The organism is Frankia gtarii (genome assembly GCF_025403375.1).
Lineage (GTDB): Bacteria > Actinomycetota > Actinomycetes > Frankiales > Frankiaceae > Frankia > Frankia gtarii.
In genome coordinates, this window is the sequence record NZ_JAMPTM010000111.1 from 1 (window position 1) to 20167 (window position 20167).

Sequence of the window (20167 nt, forward strand, 5' to 3'; positions counted from 1 at the left end):
CAGGACCGTCCTGGTGTGGCCGGTGAGGGTGGTTTGTTCGGTGCCGTTCTGGCGGTCCCAGATGCGGATCGTGCCGTCGCCGCCGCCGCTGATGATCTGTTGGCCGTCTGGGGTGACGGCTACTGCCAGGACCGTCCCGGTGTGGCCGGTGAGGGTGGTTTGTTCGGTGCCGTTCTGGCGGTCCCAGATGCGGATCGTGCCGTCGCCGCCGCCGCTGATGATCTGTTGGCCGTCTGGGGTGACGGCTACTGCCCGGACCCAGCCGGTGTGGCCGGTGAGGGTGGTTTGTTCGGTGCCGTTCTGGCGGTCCCAGATGCGGATCGTGCCGTCGTCGCTGCCGCTGATGATCTGTTGGCCGTCTGGGGTGACGGCTACTGCCCGGACCGTCCCGGTGTGGCCGGTGAGGGTGGTTTGTTCGGTGCCGTTCTGGCGGTCCCAGATGCGGATCGTGCCGTCGCCGCCGCCGCTGATGATCTGTTGGCCGTCTGGGGTGACGGCTACTGCCAGGACCGTCCTGGTGTGGCCGGTGAGGGTGGTTTGTTCGGTGCCGTTCTGGCGGTCCCAGATGCGGATCGTGCCGTCGTCGCCGCCGCTGATGATCTGCTGGCCGTCTGGGGTGACCGCCACCGCATTGACCGGGCCGGGGTGACCCCAGAAGGGTGCCCGGCCCGCTGATGGTGGGGTTTGGGGCGCCATGGAGTCAGTGTGCCGGGTTGGTGGTTCATGGTGGTGGTCGGGTGTTGACTTTTCGGCGCGGCCGAAGGCGATCAGGGCACGGAGAGGTCCGGAGGTAACCGGATGGGGCGCGTTGCGTCGCCTGCGGCCACGCCCCGCGCCGCGGTCGGGACGTTCCGCCTGCTGGAGCACATCCTTATCGCGGACGAGCCGCCTCACGCCGACCTGGAAGTCGAGGTCCGCGCGGGCGGCGGGCGGACGCCCCGTCACCGACGACGGGGCAGGCCGCCGCCTCAGCCGTGGTTGGTCAGGCCGCCGTCGACGAGAAGGTCGGTGCCGGTGATGAAGGCGGCGTCGGCGGAGGCGAGGAAGACCGCGGCCCGCGCGACCTCGTCGGGATCCCCGAGCCGGGGCACGAGCGAGAGGCCGAGCAGCGCCTCCCGGGCGCCGGGCTGGGCGAGCTGCTCGGCCGAGCCCGGGGTGTCCATCGCGCCGGGGCTGATGCTGACGGCGCGGATGCCGTACGGCGCACCCTCGGCGGCGATGACGTGGGTCATCGCCAGGACGGCGGCCTTGGTCGCCGAGTGCGCGATTCCGCCCGGACCACCGCCGTGCCCGGCCACCGACGCCGTGTTGATCACTACCGGTTTCGCGTCCGTGCCGGCGCTCGCGGTCAGGTGCGGCCAGGCCGCCTTGGTCACGAGGAAGACGATGCTCAGCTCGTTGCGGATCGAGAAGTCCCACTGCTCGACCGTCATCGTGTCGATGGTGGCGAACACGCACGCCGAGGCGTTGTTCCACAGCACGTCGATGCGACCGTGGGCCCGCACGGCCGCCTCGACCCAGCTTTCGCACGCGGCGAAGTCGGCGAGGTCGACCGGCGCCGTGCCGAGCATCTGACCGCCGGCGGCCTTCACCAGGGCCTCGGTCTCGGCATTGCCCTCGGCGTTGAGGTCGCAGCCGACGACGGTGGCGCCGGCGGCGGCGAACCGCAGCGCCCCGGCCCGGCCCATGCCGCTGCCGGTACCCGTGATGAGGACGACCTTGCCGTCCAGTGAACCCGTCATCGTCAGACCCCCGCGGCGACGACGGTGCGGACCTGGGCGATCGTCTCGATCCGGCACAGTTCGGCCCGCACGTCGCCCGTGCGGTGGGAGGTCACGCGGGCGGTGGCGAAGTAGGTCCCCGGGCGGTCGTAGGTGTGCGTGGTCGCCACGGTCAGCTCGGCGGCCGTGCCGTCGATCTCGGCGTGGCGCAGCGGATAGGTTCCGGTGCCGTCGAAGTCCCACTCGATCGAGACGATCGTGCCGGTGCCCGGCGGGACGGCGGCGGTGACCGTCAGGGTCACCGGCTCGCCCACGCCGACGTCGGCCCGGGACCCGCCGTTCGCCGTGGCCGACGCGACCGGCTGGATGCCGCCCCGCTCGGCCGCGCTCGCCGGCAGGTGCACCCGGCCGTCGGCGAAGGTGTAGGTGGTGCCGCTCGGCTCGACGCCGTTCTCCACCCAGTCGATCAGGTCGATCATCGACTGCTCGGTGATGCCGCGGAAATCGACGAGCCGGGTCGCGGCCACCCGGTTCGGTTCCGGCGGGACCATGGCGTACGGGCCGTGCTCGGCGTACTCGGTCCAGCGGATGCGGAAGTTCGCCCGCGCGCCCGCCTCGCCCTGGGCCTGGCGCACGGCCCGGTCGTACAGGGTGCCCCACGCGGGCCAGACCGACGAGTCGTGGGTGTGGTGGATCCAGAGCACCTTGCCCTCGTACTGGCCGGAGTAGCAGACGCCCATCAGCGAGGACATCTGCGGCACGGGATGCTGCGGATGGATCGGCCGGCCGTCGACGAGCAGGTGCGCGAACGCGGGGTCGTCGGTGACGTGATGGCGGGCGAAGTAGCAGTAGGCGAGGAACCTGCGGTTGTCGACGAGCACCTCGTCGCCCGGCTCGACCCCTTTGAACCGCAGGACGTTCGCGTCGCCCTGCCCGTCGCAGGCGAAGACGTCCCCGGCCGCGCCGGTGGCGTACAGCGACCGTCCGGCGGCCTTCCCGGTCAGGATCTTCACGCCGGTTCCGACGCGGTAGCCGCCCTTGAGCCCCTCGATCTCGACGGCGTAGGGGAAGTCGTACGCCTCGCCGCCCGCGCCGACGATCGCCGCCAGAATGCGCATGGTCTGGAACTCGGGTCCGGCGAAGTCGGGCGACTCGTTCAGGTCGCGGGCCGACAGGGTGCGCACGACCCGTCCCGTCTGGTGGATCAGGTCGCCCTCGACCAGTTCGGGTGCGTCGTGCCCGACGTAGCCCGGCTTCGTCCAGAAGTTCGCGAAGTAGTCCGGGTCGTCGCGGAACAGGTCGTCGGCCAGCGAGGTCCACAGCCACATCTGGCCCATCGGCTCACTGATCATGAACTCGTTGCCGCGGGCGAAACCCTGCCGGTACAGCGACGCCAGTTCCTCGCGTTCATGCGTGCCGAGTCCCTCGAACGGGTTGCCGCTGCCGCCCGGCGCCATCCGGTCCGCCAATGCGATGATCTTGTCGCGGCCGAGGAGCCGTTGGACATTGAACATCTGGCCGAACGACATGATGCTGCCGGCCTTGACTCGCTCGGTGTTGCCGGGTTCGGCGATCTCGCCGCCGCTGGTCGACGGCATGCACCCGTCCCACACGCCGGGCGCGTTCTCCAGGCACAGCGGGGAGCGTCGCCCGCCGCCGCTGCCACCCCAGACGTAGCTGTGATGGGGGGCGCTGCCATACACCTGGGCGGCGACGTACTTGGATAACCGGGCGGCCTCGGCACTGGCCCGGTGCCCGTACAGGGTCGGATCCTCCCCGGCCTTCGGGTCGTAGTCGTCGCCCTTGTGACCCTGATTCGACTCGACCATGTAGCCGCCGAGGCGGGCGCTCATGTCGATGCGTTGGAACATCTCGCCGAGAATGCCGCCGCCGAAGGTGACCGCGTGGCCGCCGTTGCCGCCTTCCAGCGGCTGGAACATACGACCGGTGTAGAACTCGGCGGGCGGGAGGTAGAAGGCGAACTCCGTATCGGTGCCCTCGAAGCCGCCCTGCACAAAGCGGTGCGGTGAGGGACGCTCACGCTCCTCGTCGACCTCGATGAACGGCGCCCCGAAGAAGGCGTCGGTGACCTCGTACCCGGACAGATCGATAGCGCCCATGAGACAGCTCCGTCTTCGTCGCCCTCGCGCCTCGCCGGCTGTGGGAGCTGCAGCGTCGCAGACCATCCGTGGACATGTCAACGCTGTTCACCAGTCCGGGTGGCGCACTCCGCGGCCGAACGCCGGACCGAGGCCGGCGCACCGTCGACGGCGTCCACCCATCGCCACTCCACGTCCACTTCATGTCCAACCATGTCCCATAGGTGCCGGAAGTCCGATCCGCCGGACAGCCGTGGCGCGGCAGGCGCTACGGTACCGCCAGGCCGAGCGTGGCCGATGTTTCCTCGGCCGGCCGGCGTTGGGGTGTGGTGGTTGAAGGTCACAGACCGGGTCGGTTCCGGGCCGGGCAATCGGTCCGGACATCGGTGGCTGGTGGTCGGGGTGGTCGCGGCCGCGATGGTCTTCTCGGCGCTCGGACTGCTGGTCGCCGTCGTCGTGCCGCCCTTTGCCAGCGCTGACGAGGCGCAGCACACCGCGTACGCGCTTGCGGTGGCCGACGGTTCGTTGCCCGTGCTGGACTCACCCGTGCGCTCCCGCATTCCGGGCATGCCGGGGCTGCCGGCCGGGTGCCGCGTATCCCCCCGGCAGTTCCGAGTCGCGGTGAACGCGCACGCCGACCACCTGTGCGGACGGCGGCTGCGCCGGCCGCTGACCAACTTCGATGTTGTCTACACCGCGAACCATCCGCCGTTGTTCTACGCGGTCGAGGCCGTCCCGCTCCGGACGGGCATCGCCCTGCATCACCCGCTGGCCGGCTTCCGCGCCGCCCGAGGAATCAACGTGGCGCTCGGGGTGGCCGCCCTGATCGCGACGGCGGCCCTGGTCCGGGGCGTGCTACCGAGACAGCCGGCCGTCGCGGTCGGTGCGGCGGCGATCACCGGGGTTGTCGGCCTGTTCGTGTTCCCGTCCGGGCAGGTCTACAACGACACGATCGCGGTGGCGACCATCACCGGTCTGCTCGCCGTGACCGTCGCGATCGCGCGCCGGGGACCGGGGCCGCGCACGCTGCTGGCGCTCGCGGTGCTCGGCCCGGCCGCCGCGGCCAGTCGGGCGAGCGGAGCGGTGGCGTTGATGGTCGTCGTTCCGGCCGTCGGGGTCGCCGTCGCGGCGCACACCACCGGCCGCCTGTCTCGGCGGACCGGCCGCGGCCTGGCCGTGGCCGGTGGGCTCGCCGCGCTGACCTTCGCCGCGACCGGCTGGTTCTACCTGCGCAACGTGCGCCAGTACGGCGACCCCACCGCCTTCGGCCGGATCGCCGCCATGCTCCCGATCCGGGGGCCGCGACCGTCGGCGCAGCAGGTGGTGCGCGACCCCGACTTCTGGTGGAACGTCTACCGCGGTCTGTTCGGTCGGGTCTCCCTGCTGACCGGCTACGCGGAGAAGATGGCCGTCGGGTTCGCGCTCGTCACCGGTGCGGGTGTGCTCGCCGCGGCGGTACGGGTCCTGACGGCGTGGGTCCTGGCCGCCCGGGCTCCGGCTCCGGCCCCGGCCCCGGCTCCACGCCAGCCGGGTGCGCGACTGGCCGGGAGCGTCGTCTGGATTCTGCTCGCCGCGCACTGCCTGCTCGTCGTCGCCACGCTGGTGGGATACGCGGCCGCCGGTGGCGCGGCGTTCACCCGCTACCTGCTGCCGATGCTGCCGGTGCTCGCGTTCGTCGTCGCGGTCTCCTGGCGGGCGCTCCCGCTGGGACGGCGGGGGCTGCCGACGGTCGTGCTCGTCGCCGCGCTCACCCTGCTCACCCTGGCGATGATCACGCGTGACCTGGCGCGGCGGAATCCCGCGCTCGCGCCCCTGGCGCCGGTGGATCGGCTGCGGACCGCGTGGGCCACCGAGGCTCCCGGGCCGACCGATCTCGTCCTGTCCGGTCTGGCGGGATTCGCCCTGGTCGGCGGGCTCCTGCTGGCCGTCGCCCTGTGGAAGCTCGGCGCCCCGTCGGCGGCCGGCGACCCGTTGGTGGCCGGCGGCGGTGATGTCGGCAGCGGTGATGTCGGCGGTACGCCGCCACGTGAAAACATGTGCGAGGGCCCGCCCGACGATGTTACCGGGGTCGGGCGGCAAGGCCCGGATCGGCTCGACGTGAGTGTCGGCGGTGGGGCGGCCCAGGTATCCGCGGACCGGTGATTCGGCGCGGCCGGGTTGTGCCCTTCCCTGCCGGCGCCGCACGCCTAACTCGGGGAAACTCCGGCTGTTTGTTTTCTCCCCGCCGGGAAACACCGACGACATGATGGACAACGGGGGCGCAGGCGACGCGGAACCGACTACTCGACCGTCGCGGGCACGCATGCTGGGCCTGCTGCCGATGCTCGCGGCAGGTGTGGCCGCTTCCGTCCTGCGGGCGGCACACAGCGAGGGCGCCGTCGGCGACGGGTGGTTCCTGGCCGGGCTGGGTATTGCGGCCGTCGTGCTGGTGGCCGGGGTGGCCGTCCTCAAGTTTCAGGAGCGTGTGATCGTCCGCGACGGGAATCTGACGCTCGTCGACTGGCTGGGGCGGGAGATGACGGTCCCGCGCGACGACGTGCGCCTCGCCAGCCTCGTCAGCGTTCAGCAGATTGCCACTTCGGGCCCGCGAATCCGTGTCATCGTCGAACGCGTGTCACCGGCTCCACCGCTCATGATGATCGGTGCCGGGCTGAACCGCGAGCGCACGCGAAGGCTGTTCGCCCGCTCTTGGCCGGCTTTCTTATCGCCGCCGCCATCGCGCTGGTTCTCATGATGATTCTGACGACGCTGGTAGTGTTCCTCTGAGGCATTCCTGACGGACCGATGAACCCGCCGTTCGTCGAACAGGCCGCCGGTGGGCGCGGGGCCGGGCAGCGGGCGCGCCGCCTCGCCCACGCGCAGACCATCCAGGCAGATCGCGATCAGCCGGCCGCGGGCCCGGGAGTCCGCGTCGACGAGGTCGTCGCGACCCTGCCGGCGGAGCTGGTCGGGGACCGGTGACGCCCCGAGCTGCTCGATGATGCGGCGTGTGCCGGCCGGATGCGGCGTGCGGCGGCGCGTTTTCTGTATCATGTGTGATTCCGGCACGGCCGGGTTGTGCCCTCCCTTCGTCCTGCTGAGGAGCTGCAGGCTTGGCGTCGAAAGCTCCAGCTCAGGGGTCGGCCTCCCGCCTACCCACCCGGCCGATCACCCGCGAGCGCGTCCGCATGAGCGTGGGTGACTACATCAAGGAGCAGATCTTCGAGGGCAAGATCCGGGTGGGGGAGCGCATCCCCCAGGACGAGGTGGCCCGGGTGCTCGGGGTGAGCAACACCCCGGTGCGCGAGGCCGTCATCGCCCTGGAGTCCGAGGGCATTCTGGAGATCCGGCCGCATCGCGGCGCCTTCGTCTGCAATGTCGACCGCGATCGCATCCGCGACAACTACGAGCTGTTCTCGCTGCTCTACGGGTGGGCCCTCAAGCGGGCGGTGGTCGGCACCAGCGCGCGGAACAAGGACGAGCTCGTCGCGATCGCCGGCCGGCTCGGCCGGGAGAAGGACCTGGAGGCGATCAGGCCGCTGATGGTCGAGTTCGTCGACGTCCTGGGCCGGATGTGTGCTTCGCCAGCCTGGCGGCATCTCGTCGACGCGGTGCCCGACCTCCTGCCGGCCGACGCCTACTACACCGCCGTGCCCGGGATGGCCGACGCCGTGGCCCCGTGGATGCGGCTCATCGCCGAGGCGGTCGATCGGGGCGACGGCGAGGCCGCGGCGTCGGCGGCCGAACGGATGCTGCAGCAGCACGGAGCCGCGCTCGTGGCCGAGCTCGAGCGCCGCGGGTTGTTCGTCACCCCCTGAGGTCCGTCACCCCCTGAGGTCCGTCATCTCCCGAGGGGCGTCGTGTCCTTGGGGCGTCGTGTCCTGAGGCGACCTGCTGACGGGTCCGGCTGACTTCCGCGCGCTCTGGGAGCCACAAGAACGCTCTCCACCTGCGCAGATGCCTACTTCCACATTATGTGTGATGTGTGGTACACCATTGCGGCGGGTGGAGAGCTGCCTTGCCCGACGCCAGCTCGGAGTCAGCCCGGAGTCAGCCCGTGATCAGGAGGACACTTCATGCGAGCAGTCAGATCGATGCGACCGCGCTCGGCCCGGACCCGGGTGAGCATGGCCGCAGCGGTGGGAGCCTTACTCCTCGCCACCGCCGCCTGTGGCAGCGGCGGTGGTAGTGGTGGCGGTGGCGGGACGGCGCCGTCGAGCGGCGGCGGCCCCGGCGGGTCGCCCATCAAGATCGGTAATGTCGGCGTCTACAGCGGGTTCGCCTCCGACATCGCCATCGCCGGTTCCAAGGGCCTGCAGGCGTGGGCGGACGGGATCAACGCCGCCGGCGGCATAGCCGGCCATCCTGTGCAGATCATCGTCAAGGACGACGGCGGGAAGCCCGCCAAGGCCCTGCAGAACGTCAAGGAGCTCGTCGAGCAGGACCACGTCGTGGCGCTCGTCGGCAACCACGAGTCGGGCGTGGACGCGGCGTGGGCCAGCTACGCCTCCCAGCACGACATCCCGGTTCTCGGCGGGACGGCCACCGGAATCTCCTACACCAAGGACCCGAACTTCTTTCCGGTCACCGGCACCAACGACACCGGGTACGGCGGGTACGCCAACGCCGGGGTCCTGTTCCACAAGTCCGTGGTGAGCGTCGCCTACTGCGCCGAGGTGCCCGCGTGCGCCCAGGCCGCCGGCCTGCTCGACACCCACGCCCGCCGGCTCGGCATCCGGTCGGTGCCGGGCCAGGCCATCTCGGCGTCGGCCACCAGCTACGCCGCCCAGTGCCAGAAGCTCAAGGACTCGGGCGCCGAGGCCGTCTTCGCCGCCAGCGACCTGGCCACCGCCAAGCGCCTCGTCGAGCAGTGCGCCCAGCAGGACTACCGGCCGATCTGGATCGACAACCCGCAGAACTGGCGCGACAGCGAACTGTCCGCCCCGGTGTGGGAGGGCCTCGTCTTCGCCGCACCCGAGCCGCTGTGGTTCGGCGACGGACCCGGCACCGCCGAGTTCCTCGCCGCAATGACGAAGTACCAGCCCGGCGTGCTGCTCAACACGAGCACGACCTCCGGCTGGTACGCCGGGAAGGTCCTGGAGAAGACCCTCGCCGGCGCGAGTGGCGACATCACCTCGCAGACGATCTACGACGGTCTGTACAAGCTCGGTCCCAGGTTCGACCTCGACGGCATCCTCGCGCCCGTGACCTACGCGAAGGGCAAGCCCGCCGTCCAGGAGGCCTGCACCTGGTACGCCCAGGTGAAGTCCGGGAAGCTGACCACTCCCTTCGGCGCGGGCCGGGTCTGCGGCAAGAACGCCTGATCCGCCCGGCGCCCCGCCCGCCCGCGCCGCTCGGACCGCCGAGACGCCGCGCACCCCATCCCCGCGCACCCCATCCCTGCGCCGTCATCCCGGTGCTTCCATCACCGCGTTCCCCATCACCGCAGTCCCCATGAGGAGGACCTCCGTGTCCGGAACCACGAAGATCGGCATGCTCTGTGACTGGCCGCTCGCCCCGGAGGCCGAGCAGCTCCTGCACGACGTGCTCGACCTGACCTTCGACGAGGCGCTGCAGGACGGTCTCATCGACCGGCCGATCGAAGTGATCTACAAGCTCGTCCACGGCCTGCCCACCGGCGACGCGCATACCGTGATCCAGGCGGGCCGCGAGCTCGTCGAGGCGGGCGTGGTGGCCATCGACGGCCCGTGGATCTCCGACAACGCCATTCCGTTCCGCGAGTGGAACGACCGGGAGGGCCACGTCCCGTCCGTGGCCATGTGCGGCACGGACCTCTGGTACGGCGAGTGGTGCTTCAACATCAACAACGGCTCGCTGGCCGAGGACCCGTACGTGATGTCGAACTACCTGGCCGTCAAGGGGATCAAGACCGTCGCCGTCGTCTACGACAAGACGGCGATCGGCGACGAGTACCGCGGCTTCTTCCGCGACGCCTGCGACTTCGACGGCGTCGAGGTGCTGCTGGAGCACGGCGTCGACCCGCTGGAGACGGACATGGGCCCGGCGGTCGAGCGGCTGCGGTCGGCCGGCGCGGACGCGCTGGCCTACCTCGGCGTCGGGGTGGCCTCCGTCCACATCAACCGTGCGCTCGCCGCGGCGCAGTGGGACCCGTTCCGGGTGATGTGCACGGCGTTCATGTCGGCCCCGGTCCTGCCCCAGGGCATGGCCTCGCTCAAGGGCTGGGTGGGCTGCGACCAGTACGACGAGACCAACACGGTGGCCCAGGACTTCCTCGACCGGTTCGAGCGCCGCTACGACTACCGGCCCGAGAACTGGTTCGCGATCATCAACTACGACATCGCGCAGATGATCGCGCACGGCATCTCCAAGGCCCGTCCGCTCTCGCCGGCCGGCGTGAAGGCCGGCCTGGAGCGCGTCAAGATGCTGCCCGCCGCGACCGGGGGCGCACGGGGTCTGCTCAGCTTCGCGCCGTACGTCCACCGCGCCTGGCTGTCGCCGGACTTCCTCGTGATGCGCGAGGTGCGGCCGGACCTCGACGAGAAGGTCGGGCTGCGCGACCGCACCGGCACCGTGATGCGCCACCGGTTCCAGCCCCGCAGCCGCACCGACCGGCTCCCCGCGTCGAACCAGCACTCGGCGGCGGACCAGCACCCGGCGGCGGCCAGCTGAGACTGCGCGGACCTCTCGGGACGCGCCGTGCCGACCGCGTATCGGCGGCCGTGCGGCGCGTCCCGGGATCTCCGGCGGATCGTCACGACCACACCAGCAGGAGGGGACCCACGTGCTGCCGTTCCTCATCGCCGGGCTGACCACGGGATCGGTGTACGGGCTGGCCGGTGTCGGGCTCGTGCTCACCTACAAGACGTCCGGCATCTTCAACTTCGCCCACGGAGCCGTCGCCACCGTCTCGGCGTACCTGTTCTACAGCCTGCACGTCCAGGCCGGACTGCCGTGGGTGCCCGCGGCGGCGATCTGCATCCTCGGGGCCGGCCCGGTCCTGGGCCTGGCGTTCGAGCAGGGCGCCCGGCGGATGGCCGCGACCGCGCTGTCGACCCGGGTGGCCGGCACGGTCGGCGTCCTGCTCGTCGTGCAGGCCGGCGCCGTGCTGATCTACGGGGACACCCGACCGCGCAAGGTGCCGGTGTTCCTGCCCGACGCCGGGTTCCACCTCGGCAGCACGACCGTGACCGCTGACCGCATCATCGTCTTCGCGGTGGGGATCGTCGCCACCGCGGCGCTCTACGCCTACTTCTCGCTGGCCCGCACCGGGGTGGCGATGCGCGCCGTGGTCGACGACCCGGCGCTGCTCGACACCACCGGGACGAACCCGGTGGCCGTGCGCCGGTGGGCCTGGATGATCGGCATCGGGTTCGCGGCGACGTCGGGCGTCCTGGTCGCCCAGTACGTCAACCTCGACGCGACGGCCCTGACGTTCCTCGTCGTCGCGGCCTTCGGCGCCGCGGCGCTGGGCTGGTTCACCAGCCTGCCGGCGACGTATGTCGGCGGGCTCGTCATCGGGATCATCGCCTCGCTGGCCACGAAGTACTTCGACAGCGGCCTGCTGGCCGGGCTGTCCAACGCGCTGCCGTTCCTCGTCCTGTTCGCCGTCCTGCTCACCGCCCCCCGCCGCCGCCTCACCGAACGGCTGCGCGCGGTGCCGCGCTCGGGCGTCGCCTGGACGACGCCGTGGCGCCTGCAGTCCGCCGGCGGCGTCGCCGTCGTGGCGCTGCTCTGCTTCGTGCCGAGCTTCGCCGGCATCCACCTGGTGGCGTTCAGCGAGTTCCTCGCCTACGCGATCCTGTTCCTCTCCCTCGGCCTGCTCGTGCGCACCTCCGGCCAGGTGTCGTTGTGCCACGTCACCTTCATGGCCATCGGCGTCTGCGCGTTCTCGCAGCTGCACGTGGAAAAGGGCTGGCCGTGGGCGGCCGCGCTGGTGGTCGCGGGCCTCGTCGCGGTGCCGATCGGCGCCCTGCTGGCGATCCCGGCGATCCGCCTGTCCGGGCTCTACCTGGCGCTGTCGACGTTCGGGTTCGGGATCCTCGTCCAGTACATGTTCTACTCGCAGGGCTACATGTTCGGCAGCCTCGGCATCGGCGTCAGCGTCCCCACCCCGCGCTGGGCCGCGGTCGGCCTCGACGGCTCCGACCGCGGCTACTACTACCTCGTGCTGATCCTGGCCGCCGCGGCGGCCCTCGCCATGGTGGCCCTCAACCGCAGCCGGCTGGGCCGGCTGCTGCGCGCCCTGGCCGACAGCCCGATCGGCCTGGCGACGAGCGGGACCGCGGTGAACACGACCCGGGTGCTGGTGTTCTGCCTGTCCGCCTTCCTGGCTGCCGTCGCCGGTGTCCTCGACGCCGCGGCGGTCGGGCAGGTCAACGGCGACTCCTACCTCCCCATCACCTCGCTGGTCTACTTCGTGCTGGTCGTCATCAGCGTCGGGGGCGCGCCCTGGTACGCGGTCGCCGGGGCCGCCGGGCTCACCCTCGTGCCGTCCTACGTCGACAGTGCCGACACGTCCAACTGGCTGCAGGTGGCGTTCGGCGTCTTCGCGATCCTCTACGCGGTCACGGCGGCCCGGACCCGCGAGCCGCACCCGGCCGTGCGCCGCGCGCTCGACCGGCTCGGCGGGCGCGGTGCCCGCGGGGCCGGCAGTGCCGGTGGGGCCCGCGAGCGGGGCACCGCGGTGTCGGCGCCCGGATCGTCCCGGGAGAGGGCGCAGGCGCCGCCGGCCGAGCTGGAGATCCGCGACGTGCGGGTGGCCTTCGGTGGCCTGGTGGCTGTCGACGGCGTGACGCTGCGGGCCGCCACGGGGCACATCACCGGACTCATCGGCCCGAACGGCGCCGGCAAGACGACGACGTTCAACGTGTGTTCGGGGCTGCTGCGGCCCCAGCGCGGCCAGGTGCTCCTCGACGGTCGATCGATCATCCGGCGCTCGGCCTCGACCCGCGCCCGGCTGGGCCTGGGCCGCACCTTCCAGCAGATGGAGCTGTTCGACAACCTCACGGTGTGGGACAACGTGGTCCTCGGGGCCGAGGGCCGGCGGGCCGGACCCAACGCGCTGCGCCATCTCGCCAGCACCCCGCGGATCTCGCGCGACATCCACGCCGCGGCGGACTCCGCGGTGCGCACCTGCGGCCTGGGCGACCTGACCGGGCAGGTGGCGGGTTCCCTGTCGACCGGGCAGCGCCGGCTGGTCGAACTCGCGCGCTGCCTCGCCGGCCAGCCCCGGCTTCTCCTTCTCGACGAACCCTCCTCCGGCCTCGACCGCGCGGAAACCCGGCACTTCGGGCAGATCCTGCGACGCGTGGTCGACGAGCACGGAGTCGGCATCCTTCTCGTGGAGCACGACATGAGCCTGGTCACCGCGATCTGCGACCACGTGTACGTCCTGGACTTCGGTCGCCCGGTGTTCGACGGAGTTCCGGCGGAGGTCATGGCGTCGCCCGTGGTGCGCGTCGCCTACCTCGGGGAAACCGACCCGCTGGAGCCCGCCGCCGCGGACGCCGCCCGCCCGCACTCGGCCGGCCTGACCGCGGGCGGCGAGTGATGGCTGACCCCGATATGGCTGCCCCCGACATGGCTGACACTGTTCTGGAACTGCGCGGGGTGGATGCCGGCTACGGCCGGACCACCGTGCTGCGCGGGGTCGACCTGACGGTGCGGGCCGGATCCGTCGTGGCACTGCTCGGAGCCAACGGCGCGGGCAAGACCACGCTGCTGCGCACGGCCACCGGCCTGCTGCCCGCCACGCGCGGACGCGTCCTCGTCGGCGGCCGGGACCGCACCGGCGCGCCCGCGCACCGGCGGGCCCGCGACGGGCTGTGCCACATCCCCGAGGGGCGGGGCGTCTTCCGCAGCCTGACCGTGCGGGACAACCTGCGGATGCAGGTGCCGCCGTGGGCGACGGACTCCTCCCTCGACGTCGCCCTGGCGGCGTTCCCGGTTCTGCGGGAACGGCTGGGCCAGACCGCCGGCACCCTTTCCGGTGGTCAGCAGCAGATGCTGGCCCTGGCCCGGGCCCATCTCGCCCGGCCCCGGATCGTGCTGCTCGACGAGGTGTCGATGGGCCTGGCGCCCGCCATCGTCGACCAGATCTTCCACTCGCTACGGGCCCTGGCCGCGTCGGGCGTCGCGCTGCTGCTCGTCGAGCAGTACGTGCAGCGCGCGCTCGACATCGCCGACCGGGTCGTGCTGCTCGATCGTGGCCAGGTGACGTTCGACGGCCCGGCCGGTGACCTCGACCAGAACGCGCTGCTGCGTGGCTACCTCGCGATGTAGGCGGCGGCCCGCGATCGGGGTGGACCCTGCCCCCGGTTCCAGCCCGGACCGCCCGCCGGCTCCGCTGATCATCCGGAGGACGAGAACCTGCCCTGGCTGTGTCCGGTGATGCGGCGCACGGCCGTTGCATCGGGGAGACGGCGAGGTCGCGGTCTGTTGCTGCGGCCGGGGCGCGACGTCAATCGGTGGCGTACACGACGACGTTGTCGAGATAGTGACCCCTGGCATGGTCGAAGGCGCCGCCGCAGGTGATCAGGCGCAGGCCGGGTGACCCCGGGCTCCCGCCGTAGACCTCGGCGTCCGGGATCGCGGACTTGGGATAGCGCACCAGCCGGCGCACGACAAATGTCACGGTCGAGCCGTCCGCCCGGTCGATGAACACCCGGGCTCCGGGATGCAGCGCGCCGAGGCGGAAGAAGGCGGCGGGACCGGTCGTGGAGTCGACGTGTCCGGCGACGACGGCGGCTCCGTTCTCGCCGGGCTCCGGGCCGGCGACGTTCCAGCCGGCCGTCGCGAAGTCGGTCGGTGCCTGGAGAGTCCCGCCAGCGTCCAGGCCGAGGGGTACGACGGCGGCATCGACGCCGATGTCGGGGATCCGGACCCGAACCGGTGGCGCCACCTGCCCCTCGGCCGGCCCGGCGGCGCTGGCCGGGCCGGTGTCGCTCGGCACCGCCGCGGGCGGGTGCGAGTCTCGGGTCGAGGTGCCCTCGGGCCCGCACCCGGCGATCAGGACGAGCGCGATCGCGGTGGCCAGGACCGCCTCGCGGAGGGTGGCCGACGGCATCGGTCAGGCCCCGACCCGCGATTTCTGGTTGCGACGGGCCAGCACGATCGCGCCGCCGGCCGCCACCGCGACGGTCGTGCCCGCGGCCGCGGCGCCCGGCGTCGTCCAGACCGTGTCGTGCCCGTCCGATCCCCGCGCGGTTCCCCCAGCACCGGTGTCGACCCCGCCGACCGGCAGCACGTCGTCCCGGTCCCCGCCGGCGCCCGGCGCCCGGGTTGGCGTCGGCCTGGGGACGAGCCGGTCCGGTGCTGGGACCGCCGGTGCCGCGGTGGCCGGGGCGGGCTGGGTCCGGTTCAGCGGCGCCGCCGAGGTCGGTGCCGGGGCTGTCACCGAGGTCGTCACCGGGGTCGCCGGGGGGTTCGCCGGCGCGGCGTGGGCGGCGCTCGCTCCCGCCGGCCCGGCGAGGCCGGTCGGCAGGACCGCGCCCGCTCCGAGCAGGGCCAAGGCCAGAGCGGAGCCCGGCGCGATCCGGCGTCGCCATGTCGTCGTCATCTGATCTCCTCGCGGGTTGGTGACGCTGCGGTGTGCAGCACCTGCGACCCTGTCCTCGGGGCATGGGACGGCCGTGAGACGACGATGAGAGCTTCTTCATCCAGGGCCAGGGCCGCCGCGTCCTAGCCGGTCGGGCGGGTCGGGCGGCGGTCGGCCCACCCGGGCCGAGATCCGCCGGGCGCGGCGCCTTACCCTTGGTCCTCATGGGGCTTCGGCGTGCCACGGGTGAACAGACGACCCTCGGCGACGCGCCCGCCCCACCGCCCCGGCGCCGCCGGCGGCTGCCCCACATGTTGATGTTGGCGGGGATCGCCGCCGCCGTCCCGGTCGCGCTGTACGTCCTCTATGGCGCCTTCGGTACGGGCGACCGGGCGGCCCCACCCGACCTGGGCGGGCCCATCCTGGTGCGCACCGCTAGCCCCACGCCGACCAGGGCGGCTGCACCGCCCTCCACGCCGCTGGCGCGGGTGCGGCCGCCGCTCACGACGGCCGCCGTGGCCGAGCCCGTCCCGCCGCCGATCCGTCGGTCGGGGCGGATCGTCCCGGCGCCCGCGGTCCCCTACGCGCCGCTTCCCGCGGCCGCCGCCGAACCCGCCGCTGTGCCCACGGCCGTGCCCCGGACGCGGGCGGTCGAGTCGCGGTCGGCCGCGGTGCCCCCGTCACCGAGCCCGGCCGTCGATGCGACCCAACCCCCGCGGGCCACGCCCTCGACGGCCGGAAACGCCGTCCACTGAGCCGGCGGCGGCCCTCGCCGGACCGGCGAACGTCACTCAGCGAACCGCCATGAGGCATGGGACGAAGGGCCTGGGATGGCATGAGAAGGTTCTCATCGCCTTCTCATGCTCGCCTTGTCAGCGACCGTCAGGCTGAGGTCATGCCGGCACGGACGAAAGGGCGGCTGCCGGCGCGTCGCCCGCGGCCGGCGGCGCTGGCCCGCGACGCGGCCACCTCGGCGCGGCTGCGCATCCTCGGCTGGCAGGTGCTGCTCGTTGCCGTTGCGCTGGCCGGGTCGGTCCTCGTCTCACGCGGGGTGCTGCTGTCCCGGATGGACGAGCGTATCGACCGCGGACTCGCCCTGCAGGTTGCCCAGCTGCGGCGGTTCGCTGAACAGAGCGTCGACCCGCGGACGTCGGAACCCTTTCCCGACGTGCGCAGCCTGCTTCAGGTCTATCTGGAGCGCAACATCCCGGACCGGGACGAGACCATGATCGCACTGGTGGACGGGGTGCCGTTCCGGCGTAGCGCCGAGGAGCCGCCGTACCGGCTCGACACCGATCCGGCCGCGGTCCGGGCCTTCACCGAGATCGGGGCCGGCCCGCGCTACGGCGTCGTCACGACCCCGCGCGGGCAGGCGCGATACGCCACTGTCCCGGTGAGTGTGATCGGGCGGAACGCGAGGGGCGTCTTCGCGGTGGCGGTGTTCGTCGACCGGCAGCGCGCGGAGGTCGACGAGGTCGTGCGAGTCCTGGCGCTCGTCGGGTTCGCCGCCCTGGCCCTCGCCGCGGTCGGCGGCTGGCTGGTCGCGGGCCGGGTGCTGGCGCCGGTCCGTGAGCTGCGCCGCACCGCCCAGGCCATCACCGAGACGGATCTCGCCCGGCGGATCCCCATCCGCGGTCGGGACGAGATCGCCGAGCTTGCCCGGACGTTCAACGGCATGCTCGACCGGCTCCAGGACGCCTTCGCCGTCCAGCGGGCGTTCGTCGACGATGCCGGCCACGAGCTGCGCACACCGATCACGATCATCCGTGGGCACCTGGAGCTGCTCGGACCCGACCCCGCCGAGCGGGAGGAGACGGTTGCCCTCGTCACCGACGAGCTCGACCGGATGAGCCTGATGGTCGACGACCTGTTGACCCTGGCCAAGGCCGAGCGCCCCGACTTCCTGCGCCCGACCCCGGTCGACGTCGAGGCGTTCACGATCGACCTGTTCTCCCGGGTGGCCGCACTCGCGTCGCGGGACTGGCGGGTGGACGAGATCGGCACCGGCACGGTGATCGTCGACCGGCATCGGCTGACCCAGGCGATGATCCAGCTCGCCCAGAACGCCACCCAGCACACCGGCCCCGGGGGGCGGGTGTCGGTCGGATCGCGGGTGCGGGGGCGGACCGCGATCTTCTGGGTCAGCGATTGCGGGCCGGGCGTCCCGGTGGAAGACCGGGATCGGATCTTCGAGCGGTTCACCCGGGGGCAGACCGGGCGCGGGTCGTCGGAGGGAGCCGGGCTCGGGCTCGCGATCGTGCGAGCCATCGCCGTCGCGCACGGCGGTACCGTCACGGTCACCGACGCGGTCCCGGACGCGGTCACCGACGCGGTCTCGGCCTGTTCCGGGGCGAGGTTCGTGCTGACCGTTCCCCGGGAGGGACCGGCGATCGATCGTGTCGATCGTGTCGAGCGGAAGGAACTCAGGGACGGGAGTGGCCGCGGGTGAGCAGTCGCGTACTCATCGCCGAGGACGAGCGCCGGATCACGTCCTTCGTCGAGAAGGGCCTGCGGGCCAACGGTCTCGTGCCGGTCTGCGTACCGGACGGCGCCTCCGCGCTGGCGGTCGCCATGTCCGGCGAGGTCGACCTGCTGGTGCTCGATCTCGGCCTGCCCGACATGGACGGCTTCACCGTGCTACGCCGGCTGCGGGAGGCGGGCCTGACCCTTCCCGTCGTCGTGCTCACGGCGCGCGACGGCGTGCGGGACACGGTGGCGGCGCTGGAGGGCGGCGCTGACGACTACATGAGCAAGCCGTTCCGGTTCGAGGAACTGCTCGCCCGCATCCGCCTGCGGCTGCGACTGCGCGTCGACCGCGGACCCGAGCCCACGGTGCTGCGGGCCGGTGATCTCGCGCTGGATCTGCGGACCCGCCGGGCCGACGTCGACGGGCGGACGGTCGACCTGACCGCCCGCGAGTTCGTCCTGATGGAAACCTTCCTTCGCCATCCCGGCCATGTCCTCGCCCGCGAGCAGCTACTTTCCGCGGTCTGGGGATATGACTACGACCCGGGCAGCAACATCGTGGATGTCTATGTCGGATACCTTCGTCGCAAGGTCGGGGCGGAGCGCATCTCGACGGTGCGGGGGATGGGATACCGCCTCGAACCCTGCTGATCGTCCCGCGGCCGGCGAGCAGGGCCGAGTCGTACCTGCGTGCTGTCAGGTGATTGTCGGGCTGTCCGGCGCGTAACGGGCCTGGAGCCGGGTGAGGGTCGCCTCGATGCCAGCCGTGTTGCTCTTCGGGGCGCGGATGAGGTCGTAGTAGCGGATCGCGGCCTTGATCCGTCCCATTGTGCTGTAGTCGAAGGTCTCGGTGACGCGGGTGGATCCGGCCGACTCCGGGGCGAACTGCCAGCGCCACCGGTGCCCGACCGGATGCCGCCACTCGATGAGGCGGTTCTCCTCGAACGCCGTGACCCTGCTGGTGATGCGGTACGGCAGGCCGTAGGCCTTCATGTTCACCGAGAAGGCCGCGCCCTCGGCCAGCCGCGGTGGGCCGGAGACGGTGGCGCGGACCGTGCCGGAGCCGTCGAGCTCGCGGTGCCGGCGCGGGTCGGCCACGATGGCGAACAGCTCGCTCACCGGCGCGTTCACCAGGACTGACCGGCTGATCTGGTTCGGTCCGTTGTCGATGACGGACACGGTCATGGGTTTCGTCCTCGCCGCTCGTAAGGCCGTCGGTCAGGGGCCCGGCCGGCTGCACTACCTGGGCCGACATCGACTCCCGCATCGGGGATCTGACCGTGGGTAGCCGTCAGGTGGAACCGAACATCTCCGCCATGATCGGCAGGGCCGGGGTCGGTAGGCGTAGCGCGGTTCCGCGGAACACCAAGATCACAGAGGTGGGGGCTGGATGTGACGCGGTTCCGTGCCCGCCACGCTGGCGACGCCGTCCGCTATGACAAGTCTACGCAGACCTTGTCAGCCGGAGGGACTGTATCCCGGTGGGTAAATTGTGGCGCTCTCCGCACTGACGGTGACGACGGTCGTGGCCAGGATTGCCGCGCTGCGAGTGCTGGGCGTCGCCCCCGCGCGCGATCAAGCGCGCTTGCCGTGGTCGACTATGTGGCGAGATGGTTGCGTGAACCGTCTTGAGCAGACCTGTCCTGGGTCTGATCGGGCGCGTCGGCGTCCAGGGTGGCGAGGTGGCCTGCTGTTGGCGGGCGGCTGGCGCTGAGGAACTCGACGGCTCGGCGCAGTTCGGCGTTCTCGCGGAGCAGGCGGCGTAGCTCGGCCTGATACAGGTGGGGTTTGGCACGAGGTCGGCGGCGGATCTCGTCGGCGTCGCGTATCCAGGTCCGGAGCGTCTCGGGGCTGATGGTGAGGACATTCGCGACGGCCTGGATCGCTGACCATTCGGATGGGTGGTCGGGGCGGAGGCATTTGACCTGGGCGATGGCCTCAGCTCGGAAGTGGGGCGGGTAGCGAGTGGGTCGCGGCATGGCGGGCTCACTTTTCGGGCTCGGGCCGCCGCGCGGGGCAAAGGCAGTCCAGCGGGCAGTGTCAGGTGGACGGGTTGGCTGGGTACCGGCAGGTGCTGGGGTACCGGCAGGTGTGCCCTTGGGGGTGAGTGGCGCGACCAGCAGGGAGCTGCTCGGTGAGACGGTGGGGATGTTGTCCGACTGGACGGCAGGTGCGCGGGCGGGTGTCGGCGGGACGGTTGGGCGACGATTCGCGGTCGCTGGCGTCGGGCTTGGCAGGGGAGTGGCTGTGCCTGCGGGGGAGACGTTGGCCGCGGGTGTGGCGCTCGTCGGTGGGCGGGACGGGACATCCGGTGTGGGGACCGTCGGGATCGGGGTCGTTCGTGCGGTCGGGGAGAGCGGAGGCGGTGTGGGTGGGGTACTGGT

The 20167-nt window shown here is 72.0% G+C and carries 18 protein-coding genes; 11 read left to right on the forward strand and 7 right to left on the reverse strand.

All coding sequences use genetic code 11. From position 1 onward, the window contains the following. The 3 genes from NBZ83_RS16970 to NBZ83_RS16980 form a co-directional block, all read right to left on the reverse strand. Positions 1-696 (reverse strand): WD40 repeat domain-containing protein (locus NBZ83_RS16970; protein ID WP_261575363.1); only part of this gene is annotated, 696 nt, incomplete at its 3' end. A 272-nt stretch (positions 697-968) separates the two neighbouring features. Beyond that, a complete protein-coding gene (locus tag NBZ83_RS16975; RefSeq protein WP_261575364.1) occupies positions 969-1742 on the reverse strand; it encodes an SDR family NAD(P)-dependent oxidoreductase in 774 nt (257 codons plus the stop codon). 2 nt (positions 1743-1744) lie between these two features. Beyond that, positions 1745-3841, reverse strand: a complete 2097-nt coding sequence (locus tag NBZ83_RS16980) for a PKD domain-containing protein (RefSeq protein ID WP_261575365.1) — start codon at positions 3839-3841, stop codon at positions 1745-1747. Between the two features lie 312 nt (positions 3842-4153). Between NBZ83_RS16980 and NBZ83_RS16985 the strand changes: the two genes are divergently transcribed. From NBZ83_RS16985 to NBZ83_RS17020, 8 genes are all read left to right on the forward strand, one after another. Continuing rightward, complete coding sequence (locus NBZ83_RS16985) at positions 4154-5962, forward strand: hypothetical protein (RefSeq protein WP_261575366.1); 1809 nt, start codon at positions 4154-4156, stop codon at positions 5960-5962. Positions 5963-6122: 160 nt separating this feature from the next. Continuing rightward, positions 6123-6554 carry a hypothetical protein gene (locus NBZ83_RS16990; protein ID WP_261575367.1) on the forward strand — a complete coding sequence of 144 codons (432 nt, stop codon included), beginning with the start codon at positions 6123-6125 and terminating at the stop codon, positions 6552-6554. 50 nt (positions 6555-6604) lie between these two features. Next, complete coding sequence (locus NBZ83_RS16995; RefSeq protein WP_261575368.1) at positions 6605-6781, forward strand: hypothetical protein; 177 nt, start codon at positions 6605-6607, stop codon at positions 6779-6781. 206 nt (positions 6782-6987) lie between these two features. Then, positions 6988-7617 carry a GntR family transcriptional regulator gene (locus NBZ83_RS17000; RefSeq protein WP_261575369.1) on the forward strand — a complete coding sequence of 210 codons (630 nt, stop codon included), beginning with the start codon at positions 6988-6990 and terminating at the stop codon, positions 7615-7617. Positions 7618-7938: 321 nt separating this feature from the next. After that, complete coding sequence (locus tag NBZ83_RS17005) at positions 7939-9123, forward strand: ABC transporter substrate-binding protein (RefSeq protein ID WP_261565137.1); 1185 nt, start codon at positions 7939-7941, stop codon at positions 9121-9123. Between the two features lie 145 nt (positions 9124-9268). Next, a complete protein-coding gene (locus NBZ83_RS17010; protein WP_261565136.1) occupies positions 9269-10450 on the forward strand; it encodes an ABC transporter substrate-binding protein in 1182 nt (393 codons plus the stop codon). Positions 10451-10562: 112 nt separating this feature from the next. Then, positions 10563-13331 carry a branched-chain amino acid ABC transporter permease/ATP-binding protein gene (locus tag NBZ83_RS17015; RefSeq protein WP_261575370.1) on the forward strand — a complete coding sequence of 923 codons (2769 nt, stop codon included), beginning with the start codon at positions 10563-10565 and terminating at the stop codon, positions 13329-13331. Between the two features lie 29 nt (positions 13332-13360). Beyond that, a complete protein-coding gene (locus tag NBZ83_RS17020) occupies positions 13361-14062 on the forward strand; it encodes an ABC transporter ATP-binding protein (RefSeq protein WP_261565134.1) in 702 nt (233 codons plus the stop codon). 178 nt (positions 14063-14240) lie between these two features. Here the strand turns inward: NBZ83_RS17020 and NBZ83_RS17025 are convergent, their stop codons facing one another. Further along, on the reverse strand, positions 14241-14846 hold the full coding sequence (locus NBZ83_RS17025) for a class F sortase (protein WP_261575371.1): 606 nt from the start codon (positions 14844-14846) through the stop codon (positions 14241-14243). Positions 14847-14849: 3 nt separating this feature from the next. Continuing rightward, positions 14850-15338 (reverse strand): GVDTG sorting domain-containing protein, encoded by a 489-nt coding sequence (locus NBZ83_RS17030; protein ID WP_261575372.1) that lies wholly within the window; start codon positions 15336-15338, stop codon positions 14850-14852. 203 nt (positions 15339-15541) lie between these two features. Here NBZ83_RS17030 and NBZ83_RS17035 point away from each other — a divergent pair, with 203 nt between their 5' ends. The 3 genes from NBZ83_RS17035 (at position 15542) to NBZ83_RS17045 (ending at position 18434) form a co-directional block, all read left to right on the forward strand. After that, positions 15542-16072: a hypothetical protein gene (locus NBZ83_RS17035; protein WP_261575373.1), complete on the forward strand. Its 531-nt coding sequence runs from the start codon at positions 15542-15544 to the stop codon at positions 16070-16072. Positions 16073-16212: 140 nt separating this feature from the next. Beyond that, complete coding sequence (locus NBZ83_RS17040) at positions 16213-17766, forward strand: sensor histidine kinase (RefSeq protein WP_261565130.1); 1554 nt, start codon at positions 16213-16215, stop codon at positions 17764-17766. Then, positions 17763-18434 (forward strand): response regulator transcription factor, encoded by a 672-nt coding sequence (locus NBZ83_RS17045; RefSeq protein ID WP_261565129.1) that lies wholly within the window; start codon positions 17763-17765, stop codon positions 18432-18434. The genes NBZ83_RS17040 and NBZ83_RS17045 overlap by 4 nt, the downstream gene beginning before the upstream one ends. A 45-nt stretch (positions 18435-18479) precedes the next feature. Here NBZ83_RS17045 and NBZ83_RS17050 read toward each other — a convergent pair whose 3' ends face one another. Further along, positions 18480-18968, reverse strand: a complete 489-nt coding sequence (locus NBZ83_RS17050; protein WP_261565128.1) for an SRPBCC family protein — start codon at positions 18966-18968, stop codon at positions 18480-18482. A gap of 413 nt (positions 18969-19381) precedes the next feature. Continuing rightward, positions 19382-19762 (reverse strand): transposase, encoded by a 381-nt coding sequence (locus NBZ83_RS17055; RefSeq protein WP_261565149.1) that lies wholly within the window; start codon positions 19760-19762, stop codon positions 19382-19384. Positions 19763-20167 lie beyond the last annotated feature (405 nt).